This is a genomic window from Streptomyces sp. NPDC104761, from assembly GCF_055583445.1.
On the sequence record NZ_JBVJNZ010000013.1, the window covers coordinates 205,659 to 224,142 of the forward strand.

The 18,484-nt window shown below is 71.9% G+C and carries 17 protein-coding genes and 2 pseudogenes; 15 read left to right on the top strand and 4 right to left on the bottom strand.

Going from position 1 to position 18,484, the window contains the following annotated elements; genetic code table 11:
- Positions 1-56: 56 nt before the first annotated feature.
- Positions 57-926: an SCO6745 family protein gene (locus ACZ63F_RS31415; RefSeq protein ID WP_469716059.1), complete on the bottom strand. Its 870-nt coding sequence runs from the start codon at positions 924-926 to the stop codon at positions 57-59.
- 135 nt (positions 927-1,061) lie between these two features.
- On the opposite strand from ACZ63F_RS31415, the gene ACZ63F_RS31420 reads away from it, so the two are divergent.
- Together ACZ63F_RS31420 and ACZ63F_RS31425 are read left to right on the top strand one after the other, a co-directional pair.
- On the top strand, positions 1,062-2,030 hold the full coding sequence (locus ACZ63F_RS31420; RefSeq protein WP_469716061.1) for a GlxA family transcriptional regulator: 969 nt from the start codon (positions 1,062-1,064) through the stop codon (positions 2,028-2,030).
- 7 nt (positions 2,031-2,037) lie between these two features.
- The gene (locus ACZ63F_RS31425; protein ID WP_469716062.1) at positions 2,038-2,688 is read left to right on the top strand and encodes a DJ-1/PfpI family protein; all 651 of its coding nucleotides are present in this window, start codon (positions 2,038-2,040) and stop codon (positions 2,686-2,688) included.
- On the opposite strand, the gene ACZ63F_RS31430 is transcribed toward ACZ63F_RS31425, so the two are convergent.
- Positions 2,660-3,415: an enoyl-CoA hydratase/isomerase family protein gene (locus ACZ63F_RS31430; protein ID WP_352360260.1), complete on the bottom strand. Its 756-nt coding sequence runs from the start codon at positions 3,413-3,415 to the stop codon at positions 2,660-2,662. The genes ACZ63F_RS31425 and ACZ63F_RS31430 overlap by 29 nt on opposite strands.
- Positions 3,416-3,681: 266 nt before the next feature.
- Here ACZ63F_RS31430 and ACZ63F_RS31435 point away from each other — a divergent pair, with 266 nt between their 5' ends.
- On the top strand, positions 3,682-4,176 hold the full coding sequence (locus tag ACZ63F_RS31435; RefSeq protein ID WP_469716265.1) for an ATP-binding protein: 495 nt from the start codon (positions 3,682-3,684) through the stop codon (positions 4,174-4,176).
- 9 nt (positions 4,177-4,185) lie between these two features.
- Here ACZ63F_RS31435 and idi read toward each other — a convergent pair whose 3' ends face one another.
- Complete coding sequence (idi, locus tag ACZ63F_RS31440) at positions 4,186-4,779, bottom strand: isopentenyl-diphosphate Delta-isomerase (protein WP_469716064.1); 594 nt, start codon at positions 4,777-4,779, stop codon at positions 4,186-4,188.
- Positions 4,780-4,983: 204 nt separating this feature from the next.
- Positions 4,984-5,925: a cation diffusion facilitator family transporter gene (locus ACZ63F_RS31445; RefSeq protein ID WP_352360256.1), complete on the bottom strand. Its 942-nt coding sequence runs from the start codon at positions 5,923-5,925 to the stop codon at positions 4,984-4,986.
- 425 nt (positions 5,926-6,350) lie between these two features.
- Between ACZ63F_RS31445 and ACZ63F_RS31450 the strand changes: the two genes are divergently transcribed.
- The 12 genes and pseudogenes from ACZ63F_RS31450 to ACZ63F_RS31505 all read left to right on the top strand — a co-directional run bounded on the left by ACZ63F_RS31450 (position 6,351) and on the right by ACZ63F_RS31505 (position 18,378).
- Positions 6,351-8,117: a DUF5941 domain-containing protein gene (locus tag ACZ63F_RS31450; RefSeq protein ID WP_469716066.1), complete on the top strand. Its 1,767-nt coding sequence runs from the start codon at positions 6,351-6,353 to the stop codon at positions 8,115-8,117.
- A complete protein-coding gene (locus tag ACZ63F_RS31455) occupies positions 8,114-8,866 on the top strand; it encodes a phosphocholine cytidylyltransferase family protein (RefSeq protein WP_469716068.1) in 753 nt (250 codons plus the stop codon). Before ACZ63F_RS31450 ends, ACZ63F_RS31455 begins: the two co-directional genes overlap by 4 nt.
- A complete protein-coding gene (locus ACZ63F_RS31460) occupies positions 8,854-9,915 on the top strand; it encodes an iron-containing alcohol dehydrogenase family protein (RefSeq protein WP_352360252.1) in 1,062 nt (353 codons plus the stop codon). The genes ACZ63F_RS31455 and ACZ63F_RS31460 overlap by 13 nt, the downstream gene beginning before the upstream one ends.
- Complete coding sequence (locus ACZ63F_RS31465) at positions 9,893-10,672, top strand: CDP-alcohol phosphatidyltransferase family protein (protein WP_457696734.1); 780 nt, start codon at positions 9,893-9,895, stop codon at positions 10,670-10,672. The genes ACZ63F_RS31460 and ACZ63F_RS31465 overlap by 23 nt, the downstream gene beginning before the upstream one ends.
- Entirely contained in the window at positions 10,669-11,553 is an 885-nt protein-coding gene (locus ACZ63F_RS31470; RefSeq protein ID WP_469716070.1) for a glycosyltransferase family 2 protein, read from the top strand. The genes ACZ63F_RS31465 and ACZ63F_RS31470 overlap by 4 nt, the downstream gene beginning before the upstream one ends.
- A gap of 221 nt (positions 11,554-11,774) precedes the next feature.
- Positions 11,775-12,704, top strand: a complete 930-nt coding sequence (locus ACZ63F_RS31475) for an ABC transporter permease (protein WP_469716072.1) — start codon at positions 11,775-11,777, stop codon at positions 12,702-12,704.
- Entirely contained in the window at positions 12,697-13,476 is a 780-nt protein-coding gene (locus ACZ63F_RS31480) for an ABC transporter ATP-binding protein (protein ID WP_352360245.1), read from the top strand. The genes ACZ63F_RS31475 and ACZ63F_RS31480 overlap by 8 nt, the downstream gene beginning before the upstream one ends.
- Before the next feature lie 358 nt (positions 13,477-13,834).
- The gene (hpnC, locus tag ACZ63F_RS31485; protein ID WP_469716074.1) at positions 13,835-14,737 is read left to right on the top strand and encodes a squalene synthase HpnC; all 903 of its coding nucleotides are present in this window, start codon (positions 13,835-13,837) and stop codon (positions 14,735-14,737) included.
- The gene (hpnD, locus tag ACZ63F_RS31490) at positions 14,734-15,687 is read left to right on the top strand and encodes a presqualene diphosphate synthase HpnD (RefSeq protein ID WP_469716076.1); all 954 of its coding nucleotides are present in this window, start codon (positions 14,734-14,736) and stop codon (positions 15,685-15,687) included. The genes hpnC and hpnD overlap by 4 nt, the downstream gene beginning before the upstream one ends.
- Positions 15,687-15,764 (top strand): annotated as a pseudogene (locus tag ACZ63F_RS31495) (DUF6380 family protein); the annotation flags it as partial. The gene hpnD and the pseudogene ACZ63F_RS31495, both read left to right, overlap by 1 nt.
- A pseudogene (gene hpnE / locus ACZ63F_RS31500) lies at positions 15,755-17,245 on the top strand (hydroxysqualene dehydroxylase HpnE); the annotation flags it as partial. The pseudogenes ACZ63F_RS31495 and hpnE, both read left to right, overlap by 10 nt.
- Positions 17,242-18,378, top strand: a complete 1,137-nt coding sequence (locus ACZ63F_RS31505; RefSeq protein WP_351955938.1) for a polyprenyl synthetase family protein — start codon at positions 17,242-17,244, stop codon at positions 18,376-18,378. The pseudogene hpnE and the gene ACZ63F_RS31505, both read left to right, overlap by 4 nt.
- Positions 18,379-18,484 lie beyond the last annotated feature (106 nt).

Consider the following 18,484-nt stretch of genomic DNA (forward strand, 5'->3'; position numbering starts at 1 on the left):
GCGGTCCGGCGGTGCCGAACCCGCCGTGCCCCGGGCCGGTTCCCGTCCCCGCCGCGTCACCCCTTGCCGAGGAGGTCCGCAGGGAACGCCCCCGCGGCCACCGCCGTCCTTGCGAAGTCCGCCGCCAGTTCCGTCAGGCGGGCCACCCCCTCGGCTCCCAGGTGCTCGTAGGGCGCCCGGTCCAGGCGGTCCGTCTCCGTTTCGATCTCCGCCCGCAGGGCCGCCCCCGCCTCGGTCAGCTCGCCCGCCGCGTCGAGCAGGCCGCGGTCCCGCAGCCGTTCCACCGCCGCGTCCCAGTCGTCCTGGCTCCAGCCGCGCGTGGCGAACACCCACTTCGGGGCCATGCCCTTGCCCGTCGCCGTGTGCGTCACCACCGCCTCGAGACCGTCGAGCCCGGCCGCCAGCAGCACCGCGAGGTGCCCGTCGCCGCGGTGCTCGCGCAGCAGCGTGCCCGCGTACCAGTAGGCGAGGTGGGGCTGTTGAGGCACCGGCAGGTCGGCGTGGGCGGCGTACAGCGGGCGCCCGGAGCGCGAGCAGGCCTCGGTGGCGCGCAGCGCGAGCCGCGCGGCCTCGGCCATCCGGTCGGAGACCACCGCGTCCGCGCCGAGCAGCCGCCGCATCGACGCGTCGACGGCACGTGCGCGTGCGGCGAGCACGTCCTTCGGGGACGCGGTGTCCCAGACGCCCGGCACGTGCCGGGCCACCAGCTCGTGCTTGTAGTTGTAGAACGTCGCCGTCACCGTGCCGGCCCCGACCGGGCCCAACGCGGCCGCCCGCACCGCGAAGTTGACGGCCCGCGGGTGGGTGACCCCGAGCGCGGCCAGTTCCTCGGCCAGCTCGGGGCTGAAGAAGTGGGTCGCGTGCAGGGAGTTGAGCAGAGTGTGGCAGCGGCGGCCGGCGCGCGGCTCCAGGACGGCGGTTGTCATGGCGGCACGCTACTTACTGGTTGGTACGGACTTCCAGTGTCCGGACCGGGCCGGCGCCGTACGCCGTCCGGGATGGCAGGAAAGGTGGGCTGCTCGTCATTGCGGCCATCGGCGGACCGGCCAACAATCGGTGACATGGCGCAGCGAACCGTTCTCGTCGTCCTCTTCGACGGCGTCCAGAGCCTCGACGTCACCGGCCCGGTGGAGGTCTTCACGGGTGCCGACACCCACACCCCGGGCAGCTACCGGATCCGTACCGCCTCCCTGGACGGCGCTCCCGTGCGCACCTCCAGCGGGCTGACGGTCGTACCGGACCAGACCCTGGCCGGCGTGTCCGAGCCGCACACCCTGCTCGTGCCCGGGGGGCAGGGCACCCGGCGGCCCGACCCGGAGCTGGTGGCATGGCTGCGGGCGCACGGGCCGCGCGCCGCGCGGCTGGTCTCCGTCTGCACCGGCGCCGTCCTGCTCGCCGCCGCCGGGCTGCTGGACGGCCACCGGGCGACCACCCACTGGGCGTACTGCGACCAGCTGGCGCGGGATCATCCCGCCGTCGAGGTCGACCCCGACCCGATCTACGTCCGGGACGGCCGCGTCGCCACCTCGGCCGGCGTCACCTCCGGCATCGACCTCGCGCTCGCGCTGGTCGAGGAGGACCTCGGCCGGGACGTCGCGCTCACCGTCGCCCGCCACCTGGTGGTGTTCCTGCGCAGGCCCGGCAACCAGGCCCAGTTCAGCGCCCAGCTCGCCGCCCAGACCGCGCAGCGCGCACCGCTGCGGGAGGTCCAGCAGTGGATCACCGAGCATCCGGACGACGACCTGAGCGTCGAGGCCCTGGCCGCCCGCGCGACGCTCTCGCCCCGCCACTTCGCCCGCGCCTTCCAGGCCGAGACCGGGACGACACCCGGCCGCTACGTCGACCGGGTCCGGCTGGAACACGCCCGCCGGCTCCTGGAGGACACCGGCGAGGGCGTCGAGGAGGTCTCCCGCGCCAGCGGCTACGGCACGCCCGAGGCGATGCGCCGCGCCTTCCTCCGGGCCGTCGGCACGACCCCCGCCGAATACCGGCGCAGGTTCAGCCCGTCCCGCGCCGTTCCACCCCGTTAGGAGAGCCATGCAGATCGCGATCGCCCTCTACGACCGCTTCACCGCCCTCGACGCCGTGGGGCCCTACGAGACCCTGGGCCGGATCCCGGACTCCGAGACCGTCTTCGTTGCTGAGCAGGCCGGGCCCGTCCGCACCGACAACGGGCAGCTCGCTCTGACCGCGGCGAAGACCTTCGCCGACGTGCCGCACCCCGATGTCGTGGTTGTCCCGGGCGGCCCGGGCCAGACCGCCCAGATGACGAACGCGGCCCTCCTCGACTGGATCCGCGCCGCCGACGCCACCAGCACCTGGACGACCTCCGTGTGCACCGGCTCCCTGCTGCTCGCCGCCGCGGGCCTCCTCGGCGGACGGAGGGCCACCTCGCACTGGCTGGCCCTCGACGAGCTGCGCGGCTTCGGCGTCGAACCGACGGGGGATCGGGTGGTCCTCGACGGCAAGTACGCCACCGCGGCCGGTGTCTCCGCCGGCATCGACATGGGTCTGACCCTGATCGGCCGGATCTGCGGAGACGCGGTCGCCCAGGCGGTGCAGCTCGGGATCGAGTACGACCCGCAGCCGCCCTACGACGCGGGTTCCCCGCACAAGGCGCCCGCCGAGGTCGTCGGCCTGCTCCGCTCGAAGAGCCGGTTCATCCTCGGGGCGGAACTGCCCACGTGAACCGCGGCTGACGGCGCTCCAGGAAGGCGGCGACCCCCTCGGCGGTGTCCCCGCTGCCGCGCGCCTGCTCCGCCCAGTGCGCGTCCCGGTCGGTACGGCCGTTCGCGAACTCCTTCGCGGCGGCCTGAGTCAGCTGCGAGCGGCCGGCCAGGATCCGGGTGAACTCGGCCACCCGCTTGTCCAGCCCGCCCTCCGGCAGCACCTCGTCGACCAGACCGGTGCGCAGTGCCCGCTCCGCGTCGATCAGCTCGCCGGAGAAGAGCAGGTACTTGGTGGCGGCCGGGCCGACGAGGGACACCAGGCGGCGGGTGGAGGCGGCCGGGTAGACGATGCCGAGTTTGGCCGGTGTCACCCCGAACAGCGCGCCCTCCTCGGCGAACCGCAGGTCGCAGGCGGCGGCGAGCTGCGAGCCGCCGCCCACGCAGTGGCCGCGCACCGCGGCGAGCGTCGGCTTGGGGAACGCGGCGAGGGCCTCCTCGGCGGCGACGGCGAGGGACTGCGCCTCGGCGGGGGAGCCCCGGAGGGTGGAGATGTCGGCGCCGGCACAGAAGGTGCCGCCCTCGCCGGTGAGCACGAGGGCCCGCACGGCGGGGTCGCCCGCGAGGCCGTCCAGGAGCGGCGGGAGGGCACGCCACATCTCCGCGGTCATCGCGTTGCGTTTGGCCGGGTTGCCGATGACTACCGTGGCGACGGCTTCTTCGACCCGGTGGGTCAGGCGGGACTCCATGGCCGGGATGCTATAGGCGCGGGCGGACCGGGCCCCTGGCGGCTGCCGTCGTATCTGCCGGAAAGTTCTCATACCCGTACAACACGAATAGTTCGCGAAGTCGGCATCGAGGAGGGCAAGAGTCGTTCCACAACTGACCTTGTCATACGCCAACGGTCAGATCCGCTCGATATCTGCTGACTTGTGTTCAGTCCTCCGGAGCGGCACGGGTCGTTGCCAACACTCGACGTGTGGTGACAATCGAGCGCGAGGGTGGCGACCGGACGATGGAGAACCACGGGCGCGGGCACGACCCGCGTCCAGAGGGAGGCGGCCCACCGCCGCCGGATCCGCTGCCGTACGAAGGAGTCTGGCGGTTCACCGCCCCCGCCGTGGAGGCCTCGGTCCCGCAGGCGCGGCGCGCCGTACGGGACCTGCTCCAGCGCCAGGGCGTCCCGGTCTCGGAGGACCTGGTGTACGGGCTGCTGCTGATCGTCTCCGAACTGGTCACCAACGCGGTCAAGCACGCGGCGCTGCTGTCGCCGGTGCTCGCCGTGGAGGTCGCCGTCGGTGCCGAGTGGGTGCGGGTGTCGGTGGAGGACAACCACCCCTACCGCCCGACCGCCCTGGAGGCCGACCACGGCCAGACCGGCGGCCGGGGGCTGCTGCTGGTGCGGGAGGTGGCCCGGGAGGCGGGCGGGGTCGTGGACGTGGAGCACACGTCGAGTGGCGGCAAGGTGATCTGGGCCGCCCTGCCGCTCAAACCCGCGACGATCCCCTGAGCGGCCGGTTCACCAGCCCGCCGACGGGCCCGTCAGCTCCCTGATCGCGGGGCGGGCCGCGTCCAGCACGGTCATGAACCAGGACGAGAAGGGGTCCATCGCGTGCCGCTCGGCCAGCTCGGCGGCCGTCACGAAGACGGTCGCCTCGACCTCCTCCGGGTCCGGCGCGAGCGTCGCCTGCACCATGCCGACGAACAGGTGGTTGAACTCCTGCTCGACCAGACCGGAGGCCGGGTCCGGGTGGTTGTAGCGGACCGTGCCCGCCTCGGCGAGCAGCGACGGGGAGACCCCCAGCTCCTCGAAGGTCCGCCGGGCCGCCGCCGCGAAGGGCGACTCGCCGGGGTAGGGGTGGCCGCAGCAGGTGTTGGACCACACTCCGGGGGAGTGGTACTTGCCCAGGGCCCGCTGCTGGAGCAGCAGCCTGCCGTGTTCGTCGAAGAGGAAGACGGAGAAGGCCCGGTGCAGCTGCCCGGGCGGCTGGTGCGCGGCCAGCTTCTCCGCGGTGCCGATGGTCACACCCTTCTCGTCGACGAGTTCAAGGAAAATCGCGTCTGCGGTCCCTTCCGACGTGCTGTGCGTCGCGGTGGCAGGTGTGATCGGCATACCCATCCTTCGCCTCGGTCTTCGCACCAAGTCTGCCGTACGAATCCGACACTCCCGGCACTTCCCGGCACGGGCACGCCGGAAGAGGGACCCGGTACTTGATCGTGCCCTACGGGTGCGAGAGGGAACCGCCCGGGGGTCTCGAACACAAGGACGCCGGGGGAGTGCGGAGCGCTGCCTTCCGGGGCCCCGGGCCCGTCGGGGTCAGTGGCAGAGCCGGGCCTCGTGCTCCGCGTGGCCGCCCGGCTCCAGCTGGAAGGTGCAGTGCTCCACGTCGAAGTGGTGGCCCAGGCACCCCTGCAGCTCGTGCAGCATCTTCTCGTGGCCGATGGCGCTCAGCACGTCCGAGCGGACCACCACGTGCGCCGACAGCACCGGCATCCCCGAGGTGATCGTCCAGGCGTGCAGGTCGTGGACGTCCTCCACGCCGTCGAGCGCCAGGATGTGCGACCGTACGTCCGCCATGTCGACGTCCCGCGGCGCCGCCTCCAGCAGGACGTCCAGGGTCTCGCGCAGCAGCTTCAGCGTCCTCGGCACGATCATCAGGCCGATCACCAGCGAGGCGATCGGGTCGGCCGCCTGCCAGCCGGTGGTGAGGATCACCACGGCCGAGATCAGCACCGCCAGCGAGCCCAGCGCGTCCGCCGCCACCTCCAGGAAGGCGCCGCGCACGTTCAGGCTCTCCTGCTGGCCGCGCACCAGGAGCGTGAGCGAGATCATGTTGGCGACCAGGCCGATCAGGCCGAACACGATCATCTGGCCGCCGTGGGTGTCCGCGGGCGTGAGGAACCGCTGCACCGCCTCGTACAGCACGTAGCCGCCGACCACGAGCAGCAGCAGGCAGTTCGCCAGGGCGGCGAGGATCTCGGCCCGGGCGAGGCCGAAGGTGCGGTTGGTGCTCGGGGGGCGGTTGGCGAAGTGGATCGCCAGCAGGGCCATGCCCAGGCCGAGCGCGTCGGTCGCCATGTGGGCCGCGTCCGCGATCAGTGCGAGCGAGTCGGCCACCAGGCCGCCGACGATCTCGACCACCATCACCCCGAGGGTGATGGCGAGCGCCACCCGGAGCCGGCCGCGGTACGCCGCCGCGGCCGTACCGGTGGGCGGCGCGTGGGTGTGGCCGTGGCCGTGGTCGTGCCCTGCCCCCATGGGATACGCCTCCTGTGTTCGCCCGGGATCACAGTGAACTACGGGTGGGGGGTATCCGGCAACGCGGCACTGAACACCGTTGTCATGTGCCCTGACCTGCGGAAACGAACCCCAGGTCAGGGCAGCCTCAGTTGCCGCCCGGTGCAGGGCCGGGCACCGCGGGCGACCGGCCCGGCACCCGCGGCCAGGTGTCCCCAATGCCCGTTCTGCGACCGTCATTTGTGGGCCGGGCCCCGGATCGCGGATGATGATCTCGGCAAAGGCAGGGGCAGAGCGGGCCGACCGTGCCGTGAACGGCCGGTGAACAAGCAGTCCTCACCATCCGCTAACCTCTGCCGAATGCCGTCCGGGGGCCACCAGGCACACCCCGCCCCACCACGCAGCAGACCGGCGCCCGGACGCCGGCACCCAGGGAGTGAGTTCGGTTGTCGACCGCCATCGTCACCGGTCCGCCGGTGCCCGGATCGTCACTGGAGGGCGATCTGCGGGCCCTCGGCTTCGAGGTGCGGGCGGCGTCGGACACCGCCGAGGCCGAGGCACTGCTCACGGCCGTACCCGCCGACCGGCGCGTCGCCGTCGTCGACGCCCGCTTCGTCGGCCACGTGCACGCCCTGCGCCTCGGCCTCACCGACCCCCGCTTCCCGCTCGCCGCGATCCCCGGCGCCGTGACCGCCCAGCCGGCCGCCCGTCCGGCCCTGGCCCGGGCGCTGGCCCGGGAGGCCGCCGCCGGCGGCGCCACCGCCCTCGCCGTGGACGGCCTGGTCACCGCCCTGGACGCCGACATCCACCGCCCCGAGCTGGGCAGCCTGGTCGCCGCAGTCCCCACCGACCCGCAGGCCCGCAACGAGGCCCGGCAGGCCGTCGCCGCCGTGGACGACGAGGCGATACGCCTCAAGTCGGCCGTGAAGTCCCGGGACGGCTTCTTCACCACCTTCTTCGTCAGCCCGTACTCGCGGTACATCGCCCGCTGGTGCGCCCGGCGCGGACTGACCCCCAACCAGGTCACCACCGCCTCGCTGGTCACCGCCCTGATCGCGGCCGCCTGCGCGGCCACCGGCACCCGGATCGGCTTCGTCGCCGCCGGCGTCCTGCTGATCTGCTCGTTCGTCCTGGACTGCACCGACGGCCAGCTCGCCCGCTACTCCCTGCAGTACTCCACCCTCGGCGCCTGGCTGGACGCCACCTTCGACCGCGCCAAGGAGTACGCCTACTACGCGGGCCTCGCCCTGGGCGCCGCCCGCGGCGGCGACGACGTGTGGGCCCTCGCCCTCGGCGCGATGATCCTGCAGACCTGCCGGCACGTGGTCGACTTCTCCTTCAACGAGGCCAACCACGACGCCACCGCCAACACCAGCCCCACCGCCGCCCTCTCCGGCAGGCTCGACAGCGTCGGCTGGACGGTCTGGGTGCGCCGGATGATAGTCCTGCCCATCGGCGAACGATGGGCACTGATAGCCGTCCTGACGGCGCTCACGACCCCACGGATCACCTTCTACGTGCTGCTGGCCGGCTGCGCCTTCGCCGCCACCTACACCACGGCCGGACGGGTGCTGCGGTCGCTGACCCGGAAGGCCAGGCGGACGGACCGGGCGGCGCGGGCCCTCTCCGACCTGGCGGACAACGGTCCGCTCGCCGGGTTCGTGTCCCGCACCCTGCGCACCCCGCTCGGCTCCCCCTTCCTGGTGGCCCTCGGCGGCGTGGCGGTTCTCACCGTCTCCCTCTTCTCCGGCGTGACGTGGGCCCCGGTCGCGGGCGCCGTCGTCTACGCCCTGGCCGCCGGCCAGGCCCTGTCCCGGCCCCTCAAGGGCGCCCTCGACTGGCTGGTCCCGCCCCTCTTCAGGGCCGCCGAGTACGGCACCGTACTCGTCCTCGCAGGCAAATCCGGGGTGAACGGAACCCTTCCCGCGGCTTTCGGTCTGGTGGCCGCCGTCGCCTACCATCACTACGACACGGTGTACCGCATCCGCGGCGACGCCGGGGCGCCGCCGGCCTGGCTGGTACGTGCCGTCGGGGGGCAGGAGGGGCGGACGCTGCTCGTCACCGTCCTGGCCGCGGTGCTCACCGCCGCGCAGTTCAAGGCCGCGCTCACGGTCCTCGCCGTGCTCGTGGCCGGGCTGGTGCTCGTCGAGAGCATCCGCTTCTGGGTGTCCGCAGGGGCGCCCGCCGTACACGACGAAGGAGAACCCGCATGATCGGCCTCGTGCTGGCGGCCGGCGCCGGACGGCGTCTGCGCCCCTACACCGACAGCCTGCCCAAGGCGCTGGTGCCGGTGGGGCCCGCCGGGATAGAGGACTCGATCACGGTGCTCGACCTGACCCTCGGCAACTTCGCCGAGATCGGCCTGACCGAGGCCGCGATCATCGTCGGCTACCGCAAGGAGGCCGTCTACGAGCGCAAGGCGGCCCTGGAGGCCAAGTACGGGCTCAAGCTCACCCTCATCGACAACGACAAGGCCGAGGAGTGGAACAACGCCTACTCCCTGTGGTGCGGTCGTGACGCCCTCAAGGACGGCGTGATCCTCGCCAACGGCGACACCGTGCACCCGGTCTCCGTCGAGAAGACGCTGCTCGCCGCCCGCGGCGACGGCCGGCGGATCATCCTCGCCCTGGACACCGTGAAGTCCCTCGCGGACGAGGAGATGAAGGTCGTCGTCGACGCCGACAAGGGCATGACGAAGATCACCAAGCTGATGGACCCGGCCGAGGCCACCGGCGAGTACATCGGCGTCACCCTCATCGAGGGCGACGCCGCGCCCGAGCTGGCCGAGGCGCTGAAGGCGGTCTGGGAGACCGACCCGCAGCAGTTCTACGAGCACGGCTACCAGGAGCTGGTCAACCGCGGCTTCCGCATCGACGTCGCGCCGATCGGCGACGTCCGGTGGGTCGAGATCGACAACCACGACGACCTCGCCCGGGGACGGGAGATCGCGTGCCAGTACTGACCCGGCTGATCCCCTCGCCGGTCGTCGTCGACATCCGCCCGGGGGCCCTCGACGACCTCGCCGGCGTGCTCGCCGACGAACGCATCTCGCACTCCGGCCGGCTCGCCGTCGCCGTCAGCGGCGGCTCCGGTGCTCAGCTGCGCGAGCGCGTCTCGCCGAGCCTGCCCGGCGCCACCTGGTACGAGGTCGGCGGCGGCACCCTCGACGACGCGATCCGGCTGGCCGGCGAGATCAAGGCCGGCCACTACGACGCGGTCGTCGGCCTCGGCGGCGGCAAGATCATCGACTGCGCCAAGTTCGCCGCGGCCCGGGTCGGCCTGCCACTGGTCGCCGTCCCGACGAACCTCGCGCACGACGGCCTGTGCTCGCCCGTCGCCACCCTCGACAACGACGCGGGCCGCGGCTCGTACGGCGTGCCGAACCCGATCGCGGTCGTCATCGACCTCGACGTCGTCCGGGAGGCCCCGGCGCGCTTCGTGCGCTCCGGGATCGGGGACGCCGTCTCCAACATCTCGGCGATCGCGGACTGGGAGCTGTCCCACCGCGTCACCGGCGAGAAGATCGACGGTCTGGCGGCCGCCATGGCCCGGCAGGCCGGCGAGGCGGTGCTGCGCCACCCCGGCGGCATCGGCGAGAACGACTTCCTGCAGGTCCTCGCCGAGGCGCTGGTGCTCAGCGGGATCGCCATGTCGGTGTCGGGCGACTCCCGCCCGTCCTCCGGTGCCTGTCACGAGATCAACCACGCCTTCGACCTGCTCTTCCCGAGGCGTGCCGCCAGCCATGGCGAGCAGTGCGGGCTCGGCGCGGCCTTCGCGATGTACCTGCGCGGAGCCCACGAGGAGTCCGCGTTCATGGCCGATGTGCTGCGCCGGCACGGACTGCCGGTGCTGCCCGAGGAGATCGGCTTCACCGTGGACGAGTTCGTCCGGGTCGTCGAGTTCGCCCCGGAGACCCGGCCCGGCCGCTACACCATCCTCGAACACCTCGACCTCAAGACCCACCAGATCAAGGACTTCTACGTCGACTATGTCAAGGCCATCGGTAGCTGAACTCCGTCCGGTCGTACACCCCGTGGGGGTCAAGGACCGGCGCAGCGGTGAGCACTGGATGGGGCGCCTCTACATGCGTGAGGTGTCCCTGCGGGTCGACCGCTACCTGGTGAACACCAGGGTCACGCCCAACCAGCTCACGTACCTGATGACCGTCTTCGGCGTCCTCGCCTGCCCGGCCCTGCTGGTGCCGGGCGTCTGGGGCGCGGTGCTCGGCGTGGTCTGCGTCCAGATGTACCTGCTGCTCGACTGCGTCGACGGCGAGGTGGCCCGCTGGAAGCAGCAGTACTCGCTGGGCGGCGTCTACCTGGACCGGGTCGGTGCCTACCTCACCGACGCCGCCGTCCTGGTGGGCCTCGGGCTGCGTGCCGCGGACCTGTTCGGCAGCGGCCGTATCGACTGGCTGTGGGCCTTCCTGGGCACCCTGGCCGCGCTCGGCGCCATCCTGATCAAGGCCGAGACCGACCTGGTCGGCGTGGCCCGGCACCAGGCCGGCCTGCCGGTGGTCAAGGAGGCCGCCGCCGAGATGCGCTCCTCCGGGATGGCGCTGGCCCGCCGGGCCGCCGCCCTGTTCCGGTTCCACCGGCTGATCCTCGGTATCGAGGCCTCGCTGCTGATCCTGCTGCTCGCCGTCGCCGACCACTTCCACGGCGACCTCTTCTGGACCCGGCTCGGCACCGCCGTGCTGGCCGGCATCGCGCTGCTGCAGACCCTGCTGCACCTGGTCTCGGTCCTCGCGTCGAGCAGGCTGCGATGAGCGCCGGGCTGAAGGTCGGCGCGGTCGTCATCACCATGGGCAACCGCCCCGACGAACTGCGCGCCCTCCTCGACTCGGTCGCCAAGCAGGAGGGCGACCGGGTCGAGGTCGTCGTCGTCGGCAACGGCTCGCCCGTCCCGGACGTCCCGGACGGCGTCCGCACCCTGGAGCTGCCCGAGAACCTCGGAATCCCCGGCGGCCGCAACGTCGGCATAGAGGCCTTCGGCCCCAGCGGCCGCGATGTCGACATACTGCTCTTCCTCGACGACGACGGCCTGCTCGCCGAGCACGACACCGCCGAACTGTGCCGCCAGGCGTTCGCCGCCGACCAGCGGCTCGGCATCATCAGCTTCCGCATCGCCGACCCGGACACCGGCCGGACCCAGCGCCGGCACGTGCCGCGGCTCCGGGCCTCCGACCCGATGCGCTCCTCCCGGGTCACCACCTTCCTCGGCGGCGCCAACGCCGTCCGCACCCAGGTCCTCGCCGAGGTCGGCGGCCTGCCGGACGAGTTCTTCTACGCCCACGAGGAGACCGACCTGGCCTGGCGGGCCCTGGACGCCGGCTGGATGATCGACTACCGCGCGGACATGGTCCTCAACCACCCCACCACGGCACCCTCCCGGCACGCGGTCTACCACCGGATGGTCGCCCGCAACCGGGTCTGGCTGGCCCGCCGCAACCTGCCCGCCCCCCTGGTGCCGGTCTACCTCGGGGTGTGGATGCTGCTGACCCTGGTGCGCCGCCCCTCCCGCCCCGCCCTGCACGCCTGGTTCGCCGGCTTCCGCGAGGGCTGGACCACTCCGTGCGGACCCCGCCGCCCGATGCGCTGGCGGACCGTGTGGAAGCTCACGCGACTGGGCCGTCCCCCGGTGATCTGACAAGCTCGGAGGTGCGTGTCCGCGCGTACGGCGTGCGGACACACCTCGGGAAGGGCCGTGCACGGCGCGCGGACGCCCCCGGGAATGTGTCCGACGGTGGGGACGTGTCGTCCCCAGTAGCACAATTCCGTAAGGCGAACGTAAGAAGCGTCCGAGGGCGGGTTCGAAGGCGAATCCGACGATGGACGCGAAGACGGATCCGAAGACGAAGGCTTCCACCCTTGAGTGAGACAACGCATGACGGCGGGATCGCGGTGACCGCGGTGCCGTCCCCCGACGAGGGCCTCACGGCGGCGCAGCTGGCCGCCAGGTACGGGCTCGCGGTGAGCGGCGCACGCCCCCCGCTGGCCGAGTACGTACGCCGGCTCTGGGGACGGCGCCACTTCATCCTGGCCTTCTCGCAGGCGAAGCTCACGGCCCAGTACAGCCAGGCCAAGCTCGGCCAGCTCTGGCAGGTGGCCACGCCGCTGCTGAACGCGGCGGTGTACTACTTCATCTTCGGCGTGATCCTGCACGCGAGCCGGGGCATGTCGCAGGACGTCTACATTCCGTTCCTGGTCACCGGCGTGTTCACCTTCACGTTCACCCAGAGCTCGATCATGACGGGCGTGCGGGCGATCTCGGGCAACCTCGGTCTGGTGCGGGCACTGCACTTCCCGCGGGCCTCGCTGCCGATCTCCTTCGCGCTCCAGCAGCTCCAGCAGCTGCTGTTCTCGATGATCGTCATGGTCGCGGTGGTGGTCGGGTTCGGCGGCCGGCCGGGCCTGTCCTGGGCGCTGGTCGTGCCGATCCTGTTCCTGCTGTTCCTCTTCAACACCGGGCTGGCCCTCGTGGTGGCCCGGCTGGGCGCCAAGACGCCGGACCTCGCCCAGCTGCTGCCGTTCATCCTGCGCACCTGGATGTACATGTCCGGTGTGATGTTCTCGATCACCAAGATGATGGAGGGCCGGCCGGAGTGGGCGCGCACGCTGCTCCAGGTCAATCCCGCCACCGTCTTCATGGACCTGATGCGCTTCGCCCTCATCGACGGCTATGGCGCCTCGAACCTGCCGCCGCACGTCTGGGCCGTCGCGCTGGCCTGGGCCCTTGTCGTGTTCGCCGGTGGTTTCGTGTACTTCTGGAAGGCTGAGGAGCGGTACGGCCGTGGCTGAGCAGAGCACAGGGGAGCGGATCCCCACCGTCATCGCGGAGGACGTGCACATCGTCTACCGCGTCAACGGCGCCAAGACCGGCAAGGGCAGTGCGACGGCCGCCCTCAGCCGCATCTTCAGGCGCGGCGACGAGCGGGGCGTCCGCAAGGTGCACGCGGTCCGCGGCGTCTCCTTCGTCGCCTACCGGGGCGAGGCCATCGGCCTGATCGGCTCCAACGGCTCGGGCAAGTCCACCCTGCTGCGTGCCATCGCCGGTCTGCTGCCCGCCGAGAAGGGCAGGGTCTACACCAACGGCCAGCCCTCGCTGCTCGGCGTCAACGCGGCCCTGATGAACGACCTCACAGGTGAGCGCAACGTCATCCTGGGCGGCCTCGCCATGGGGATGTCCCGGGAGGACATCAAGGCCCGTTACCAGGAGATCGTCGAGTTCTCCGGGATCAACGACAAGGGTGACTTCATCACCCTGCCGATGCGCACCTACTCCTCCGGCATGGCGGCCCGCCTCCGCTTCTCCATCGCGGCCGCCAAGGACCACGACGTCCTTATGATCGACGAGGCGCTGGCCACCGGTGACGCGGCTTTCCGCAAGCGCTCCGAGGACCGGATCCGGGAACTGCGCGAGCACGCCGGCACGGTGTTTCTGGTCAGTCACAACAACAAGTCGATCCGCGACACCTGCGACCGCGTGCTCTGGCTGGAGCGCGGTGAGCTGCGCATGGACGGCCCGACCGAAGAGGTGCTCAAGGAGTACGAGAAGTTCACAGGCAAGTAGCCCCGTGCGGACCAGGCCCCGCCGGAACCTTTCCGGCGGGGCCCGCGTCTGCAAAGGAAACGTCAACTCGGGCTCGCCTTAGGAATCTTGACGCCAATCGGTGTGTTGTTGTGATCTGCGGGACACCCCGACGAACCTCGATGCGTTGTACAACGTAAGCTGTACCGGTCCCGGAAAGCGGCAAGAGGGGCGATAATGCGCGACACCCTCCGCCGGGCCGCCCCGTGGCCCGCTGGGCGGCGTGTCCGAAATAGTGTGTATTGGGTCGGCAGTGTAGAACGGGAGATGTGACGGCAATGGCTACGGAAACTCCCCAGCTCAACGCAGGCCGCGCCGTCCCCGCCCCGGGCAGCGAACGGTGACGGCAGCCGGCCCGGTGCGCACCGGAGACCCGGAGCGCGGCACCCTGGACAAGGCCGCGGACGAGAATTTCCCCGTGGCCCCTTTCTTCCTGCCGAAAGCCTGGCGCGACGACCTGATGGCGGTGTACGGCTTCGCCCGCCTCGTCGACGACATCGGCGACGGTGACCTCGCCCCCGGCGGCGCCGACGCCCGCCTCCTCGGGGTCTCCCCGGAGCAGGCCGAGGACCGCCTGGTCCTGCTCGACGCCTTCGAGGCCGACCTGCGCCGCGTCTTCGACTCCGTCCCGCACCACCCCCTGCTGCGCCGCCTGCAGCCCACGGTGCGCCGCCGCGGACTGACCCCCGAGCCCTTCCTCGGACTGATCGCGGCCAACCGCCAGGACCAGCTCGTCAAGCGCTACGAGACCTACGACGACCTTCTCGCCTACTGCGAGCTGTCCGCCAACCCCGTCGGCCGTCTGGTTCTCGCCGTCACCGGTACCTCGAACTCCGAGCGCATCCGGCTCTCCGACTCGATCTGCACCGCACTCCAGATCGTCGAACACCTCCAGGACGTGGCCGAGGACCTCGGCCGTGACCGGATCTATCTGCCCGCCGAGGACATGAAGCGCTTTCACGTCCAGGAGGCGGATCTCGCCAGGAAAACCACAGGCGCATCGGTGCGTGCACTGGTTGCATACGAAGCACAACGCGCCCGCGATCTCCTGAATGAAGGCGCCCCCCTTGTGGGTAGCGTCCACGGCAGGTTGAAGCTGCTGCTTGCGGGGTTCGTGGCGGGGGGAAGGGCGGCGGTCCATGCGATCGCCGCCGCCGAATACGACGTACTTCCCGGCCCGCCCAAGCCCGGCAAGGGCCGGTTGCTGCGTGAGGTGGGCGTGACTCTGCGAGGAGAGGGGTGATCCGGACCGTGGACTCTCCCACACACGTGTCCGCACCGGTACTCGCCGCCTACAGCTACTGCGAGACGGTCACCGGACAGCAGGCACGGAACTTCGCCTACGGCATCCGGCTGCTCCCGGCGCCCAAGCGGCGCGCCATGTCGGCGCTCTACGCCTTCTCCCGGCGTGTCGACGACATCGGCGACGGCGAGCTGGCGGTCGACGTGAAGGCGGCCCGCCTGGAGGACACCCGGGCGCTGCTGGCCCGGGTCCAGGACGGCGCGGTCGCCGAGGACGACACCGACCCGGTCGCGGTCGCCCTCGCCCATGCCGCACAGGCCTTCCCGATCCCGCTGGGCGGCCTGGACGAGCTGATCGACGGCGTCCTGATGGACGTCCGCGGCGAGACCTACGAGACCTGGGACGACCTCAAGGTCTACTGCCGGTGTGTGGCCGGCGCCATCGGCCGGCTCTCGCTCGGCGTGTTCGGTACGGAACCGGGGGCGCGCGGCACCGAGCGCGCGCCGGAGTATGCCGACACGCTCGGGCTCGCGCTCCAGCTCACCAACATCCTCAGGGACGTCCGCGAGGACGCCGGCAACGGCCGTACCTATCTGCCGTCCGACGACCTCGCCAAGTTCGGCTGCTCGGCCGGGTTCCACGGGCCGACCCCGCCGGAGGGCTCCGACTTCGCCGGTCTCGTGCACTTCGAAGTGCGGCGCGCCCGTGCCCTTTTCACCGAGGGCTACCGGCTGCTGCCCATGCTCGACCGGCGCAGCGGCGCCTGTGTCGCCGCCATGGCCGGTATCTACCGCCGGCTGCTCGACCGCATCGAGCGCGAACCCGAGGCGGTGCTGCGCGGCCGGGTCTCGCTGCCCGGACGCGAGAAGGCGTACGTCGCCGTGCGTGGCCTGTCCGGGCTCGACACCCGGCGCCACACCTCCCGCCTGACCGTCAGGAGGCGCGCCTGATGGACAAAGTGGGTCAAGGCGACTCCACCGGAGAAAAACGGCAGGCAACCCTCCGGCACGGCGTGGCGTCCCTGACTGCGACGGCCCGACCTGCCCCGTTCGACCGGCACGGCGGGCGGGCAGGGGAGGAAGCACGATGACCGACGGCACGCGATCCGAGCGGACGCACGACGACATCCCGTCCGGGCGCACCGCGGTCGTGATCGGCGGCGGCCTCGCGGGCATCACGGCGGCACTCGCGCTCGCCGACGCGGGGGTGCGCGTCACCCTGCTCGAAGGCAGGCCGAGGCTCGGCGGGCTCGCCTTCTCCTTCCAGCGCGGCGACCTGACCGTGGACAACGGCCAGCACGTGTACCTGCGTTGCTGCACCGCCTACCGCTGGTTCCTCGACCGCATCGAGGGCACGGCACTGGCACCGCTGCAGGACCGCCTCGACGTACCCGTCCTCGACCTCGCCAAGCGGGAGGGGCGGCGCCTGGGCAGGCTCCGGCGCGACCCGCTGCCCGTCCCCCTGCACCTGGGACGCAGCCTGGCCGCCTATCCGCACCTCTCGCTCGCCGAACGGGCCAGGGTCGGACGTGCCGCGCTCGCGCTCAAGGGGCTCGACCTCACCGATCCGAGCCTGGACACACAGGACTTCGGCAGCTGGCTGGCCGCCCACGGCCAGTCGGCGCGTGCCGTCGAGGCCCTGTGGGACCTGGTCGGGGTCGCCACCCTCAACGCGGTCGCGGGCGACGCCTCGCTGGGGCTCGCCGCGATGGTGTTCAAGACCGGTCTGCTGTCCGACCCGGGCGCGGCCGACATCGGCTGGGCCCATGTGCCGCTGGGCGAACTGCACGACCGGCTGGCCCGCAAGGCGCTCGACTCCGCGGGCGTGCGTACCGAGGTCCGTACACGCGTCACCTCCGTCTCCACCAACGAGAACGGAACCTGGAGCGTTCAGGTTCCCGGCGAGACGCTCACCGCCGACGCCGTCGTGCTCGCCGTCGCCCAGCGCGAGGCGTACGACCTGCTCCCGGCCGGTGCCCTCGACGCCCCGGAGAACCTGCTGGAGATCGGCACCGCGCCGATCCTCAACGTGCACGTGGTCTACGACCGCACGGTGCTCACCAAGCCGTTCTTCGCGGCCCTCGGCACCCCGGTCCAGTGGGTGTTCGACCGCACCCACGCCTCCGGGCTGCGCACGGGACAGTACCTGGCGCTGTCCCAGTCGGCCGCCCAGGACGAGATCGACACCCCCGTGGCCGACCTGCGCGAGCGCTATCTGCCCGAACTGGAACGGCTCTTGCCCGCGGCGCGCGGCGCCGGGGTGCAGGACTTCTTCGTGACCCGGGAGCGCACCGCGACGTTCGCCCCCACCCCCGGCGTCGGGCGGCTGCGGCCCGGCGCCCGCACCAAGTCACCCGGCCTCTACCTGGCCGGAGCGTGGACCGCCACCGGGTGGCCCGCGACCATGGAGAGTGCGGTCCGCAGCGGTGTCAGCGCGGCCGATGCCGCGTTGCACACCCTGGGCCGGCCCCGCCCCCGTCACCTCTTCGAGTTCGAGGAGGCGGCGTGACGCTCGATCAGCAGGCGGCAGGCCCCCGCACCCCCGGTACCGCAACAAGAGGAGAGACTGTGCCCACTGTGCCCCCGGCCTCGAAGGGCGCTCGAGAGACCGCAGTGGACGTGACCGCGCTCCTGGAGCGCGGCCGGACCCTTGCCACACCGGTACTGCGGGCGGCCGTCGACCGCCTGGCACCTCCCATGGACACCGTGGCCGCCTACCACTTCGGCTGGATCGACGCCGAGGGCAACCCCGCCGACGGCGACGGCGGCAAGGCCGTACGCCCCGCGCTCGCCGTGCTCTCCGCCGAGGTCACCGGCGCCGCCCCCGAGGTCGGCATCCCCGGCGCGGTCGCCGTCGAGCTCGTGCACAACTTCTCCCTGCTGCACGACGACCTGATGGACGGCGACGAGCAGCGCCGGCACCGCGACACCGTCTGGAAGGTGCACGGCCCCGCCCAGGCCATCCTGGTCGGCGACGCCCTGTTCGCCCTCGCCAACGAGGTCCTGCTGGAACTCGGCACCGTCGAGGCCGGCCGTGCCACCCGCCGGATCACCACCGCCACCCGCGCCCTGATCGACGGCCAGGCCCAGGACATCTCCTACGAGCACCGCGACCGGGTCAGCGTCGAGGAGTGCCTGGAGATGGAGGGCAACAAGACCGGCGCCCTGCTCGCCGCCTCCAGCTCCATCGGCGCGGTGCTCGGCGGCGCCGACGACCGCACCGCCGACACCCTCGAGAAGTACGGCTACCACCTCGGCCTCGCCTTCCAGGCCGTCGACGACCTGCTCGGCATCTGGGGCGACCCGGAGGCCACCGGCAAGCAGACCTGGAGCGACCTGCGCCAGCGCAAGAAGTCCCTGCCGGTCGTCGCCGCGCTCGCCGCGGGCGGGCCCGCCTCCGAGCGGCTCGGCGAGATCCTCGCCGCCGACGCCAAGAGCAGCGACTTCGAGAACTTCTCGGAGGAGGAGTTCGCCGCCCGTGCCGCCCTCATCGAGGAGGCCGGCGGCCGCGAGTGGACCGCCGAGGAAGCGCGTCGTCAGCACACCATCGCCATCGAAGCCCTCCACGCCGTCGACATGCCCGACCGGGTTCGGGCGCAGTTCACGGCGCTGGCCGACTTCGTCGTCGTACGAAAGAGATGATCATTATCGGTCGAATAGTCCTCGCGTAGTCGCCGGCCGGTGCGAACGCGCAGCCAGCACCGGCCGACGGCGGACCCACAGCAGAACGATTTCGCACGACTGCACG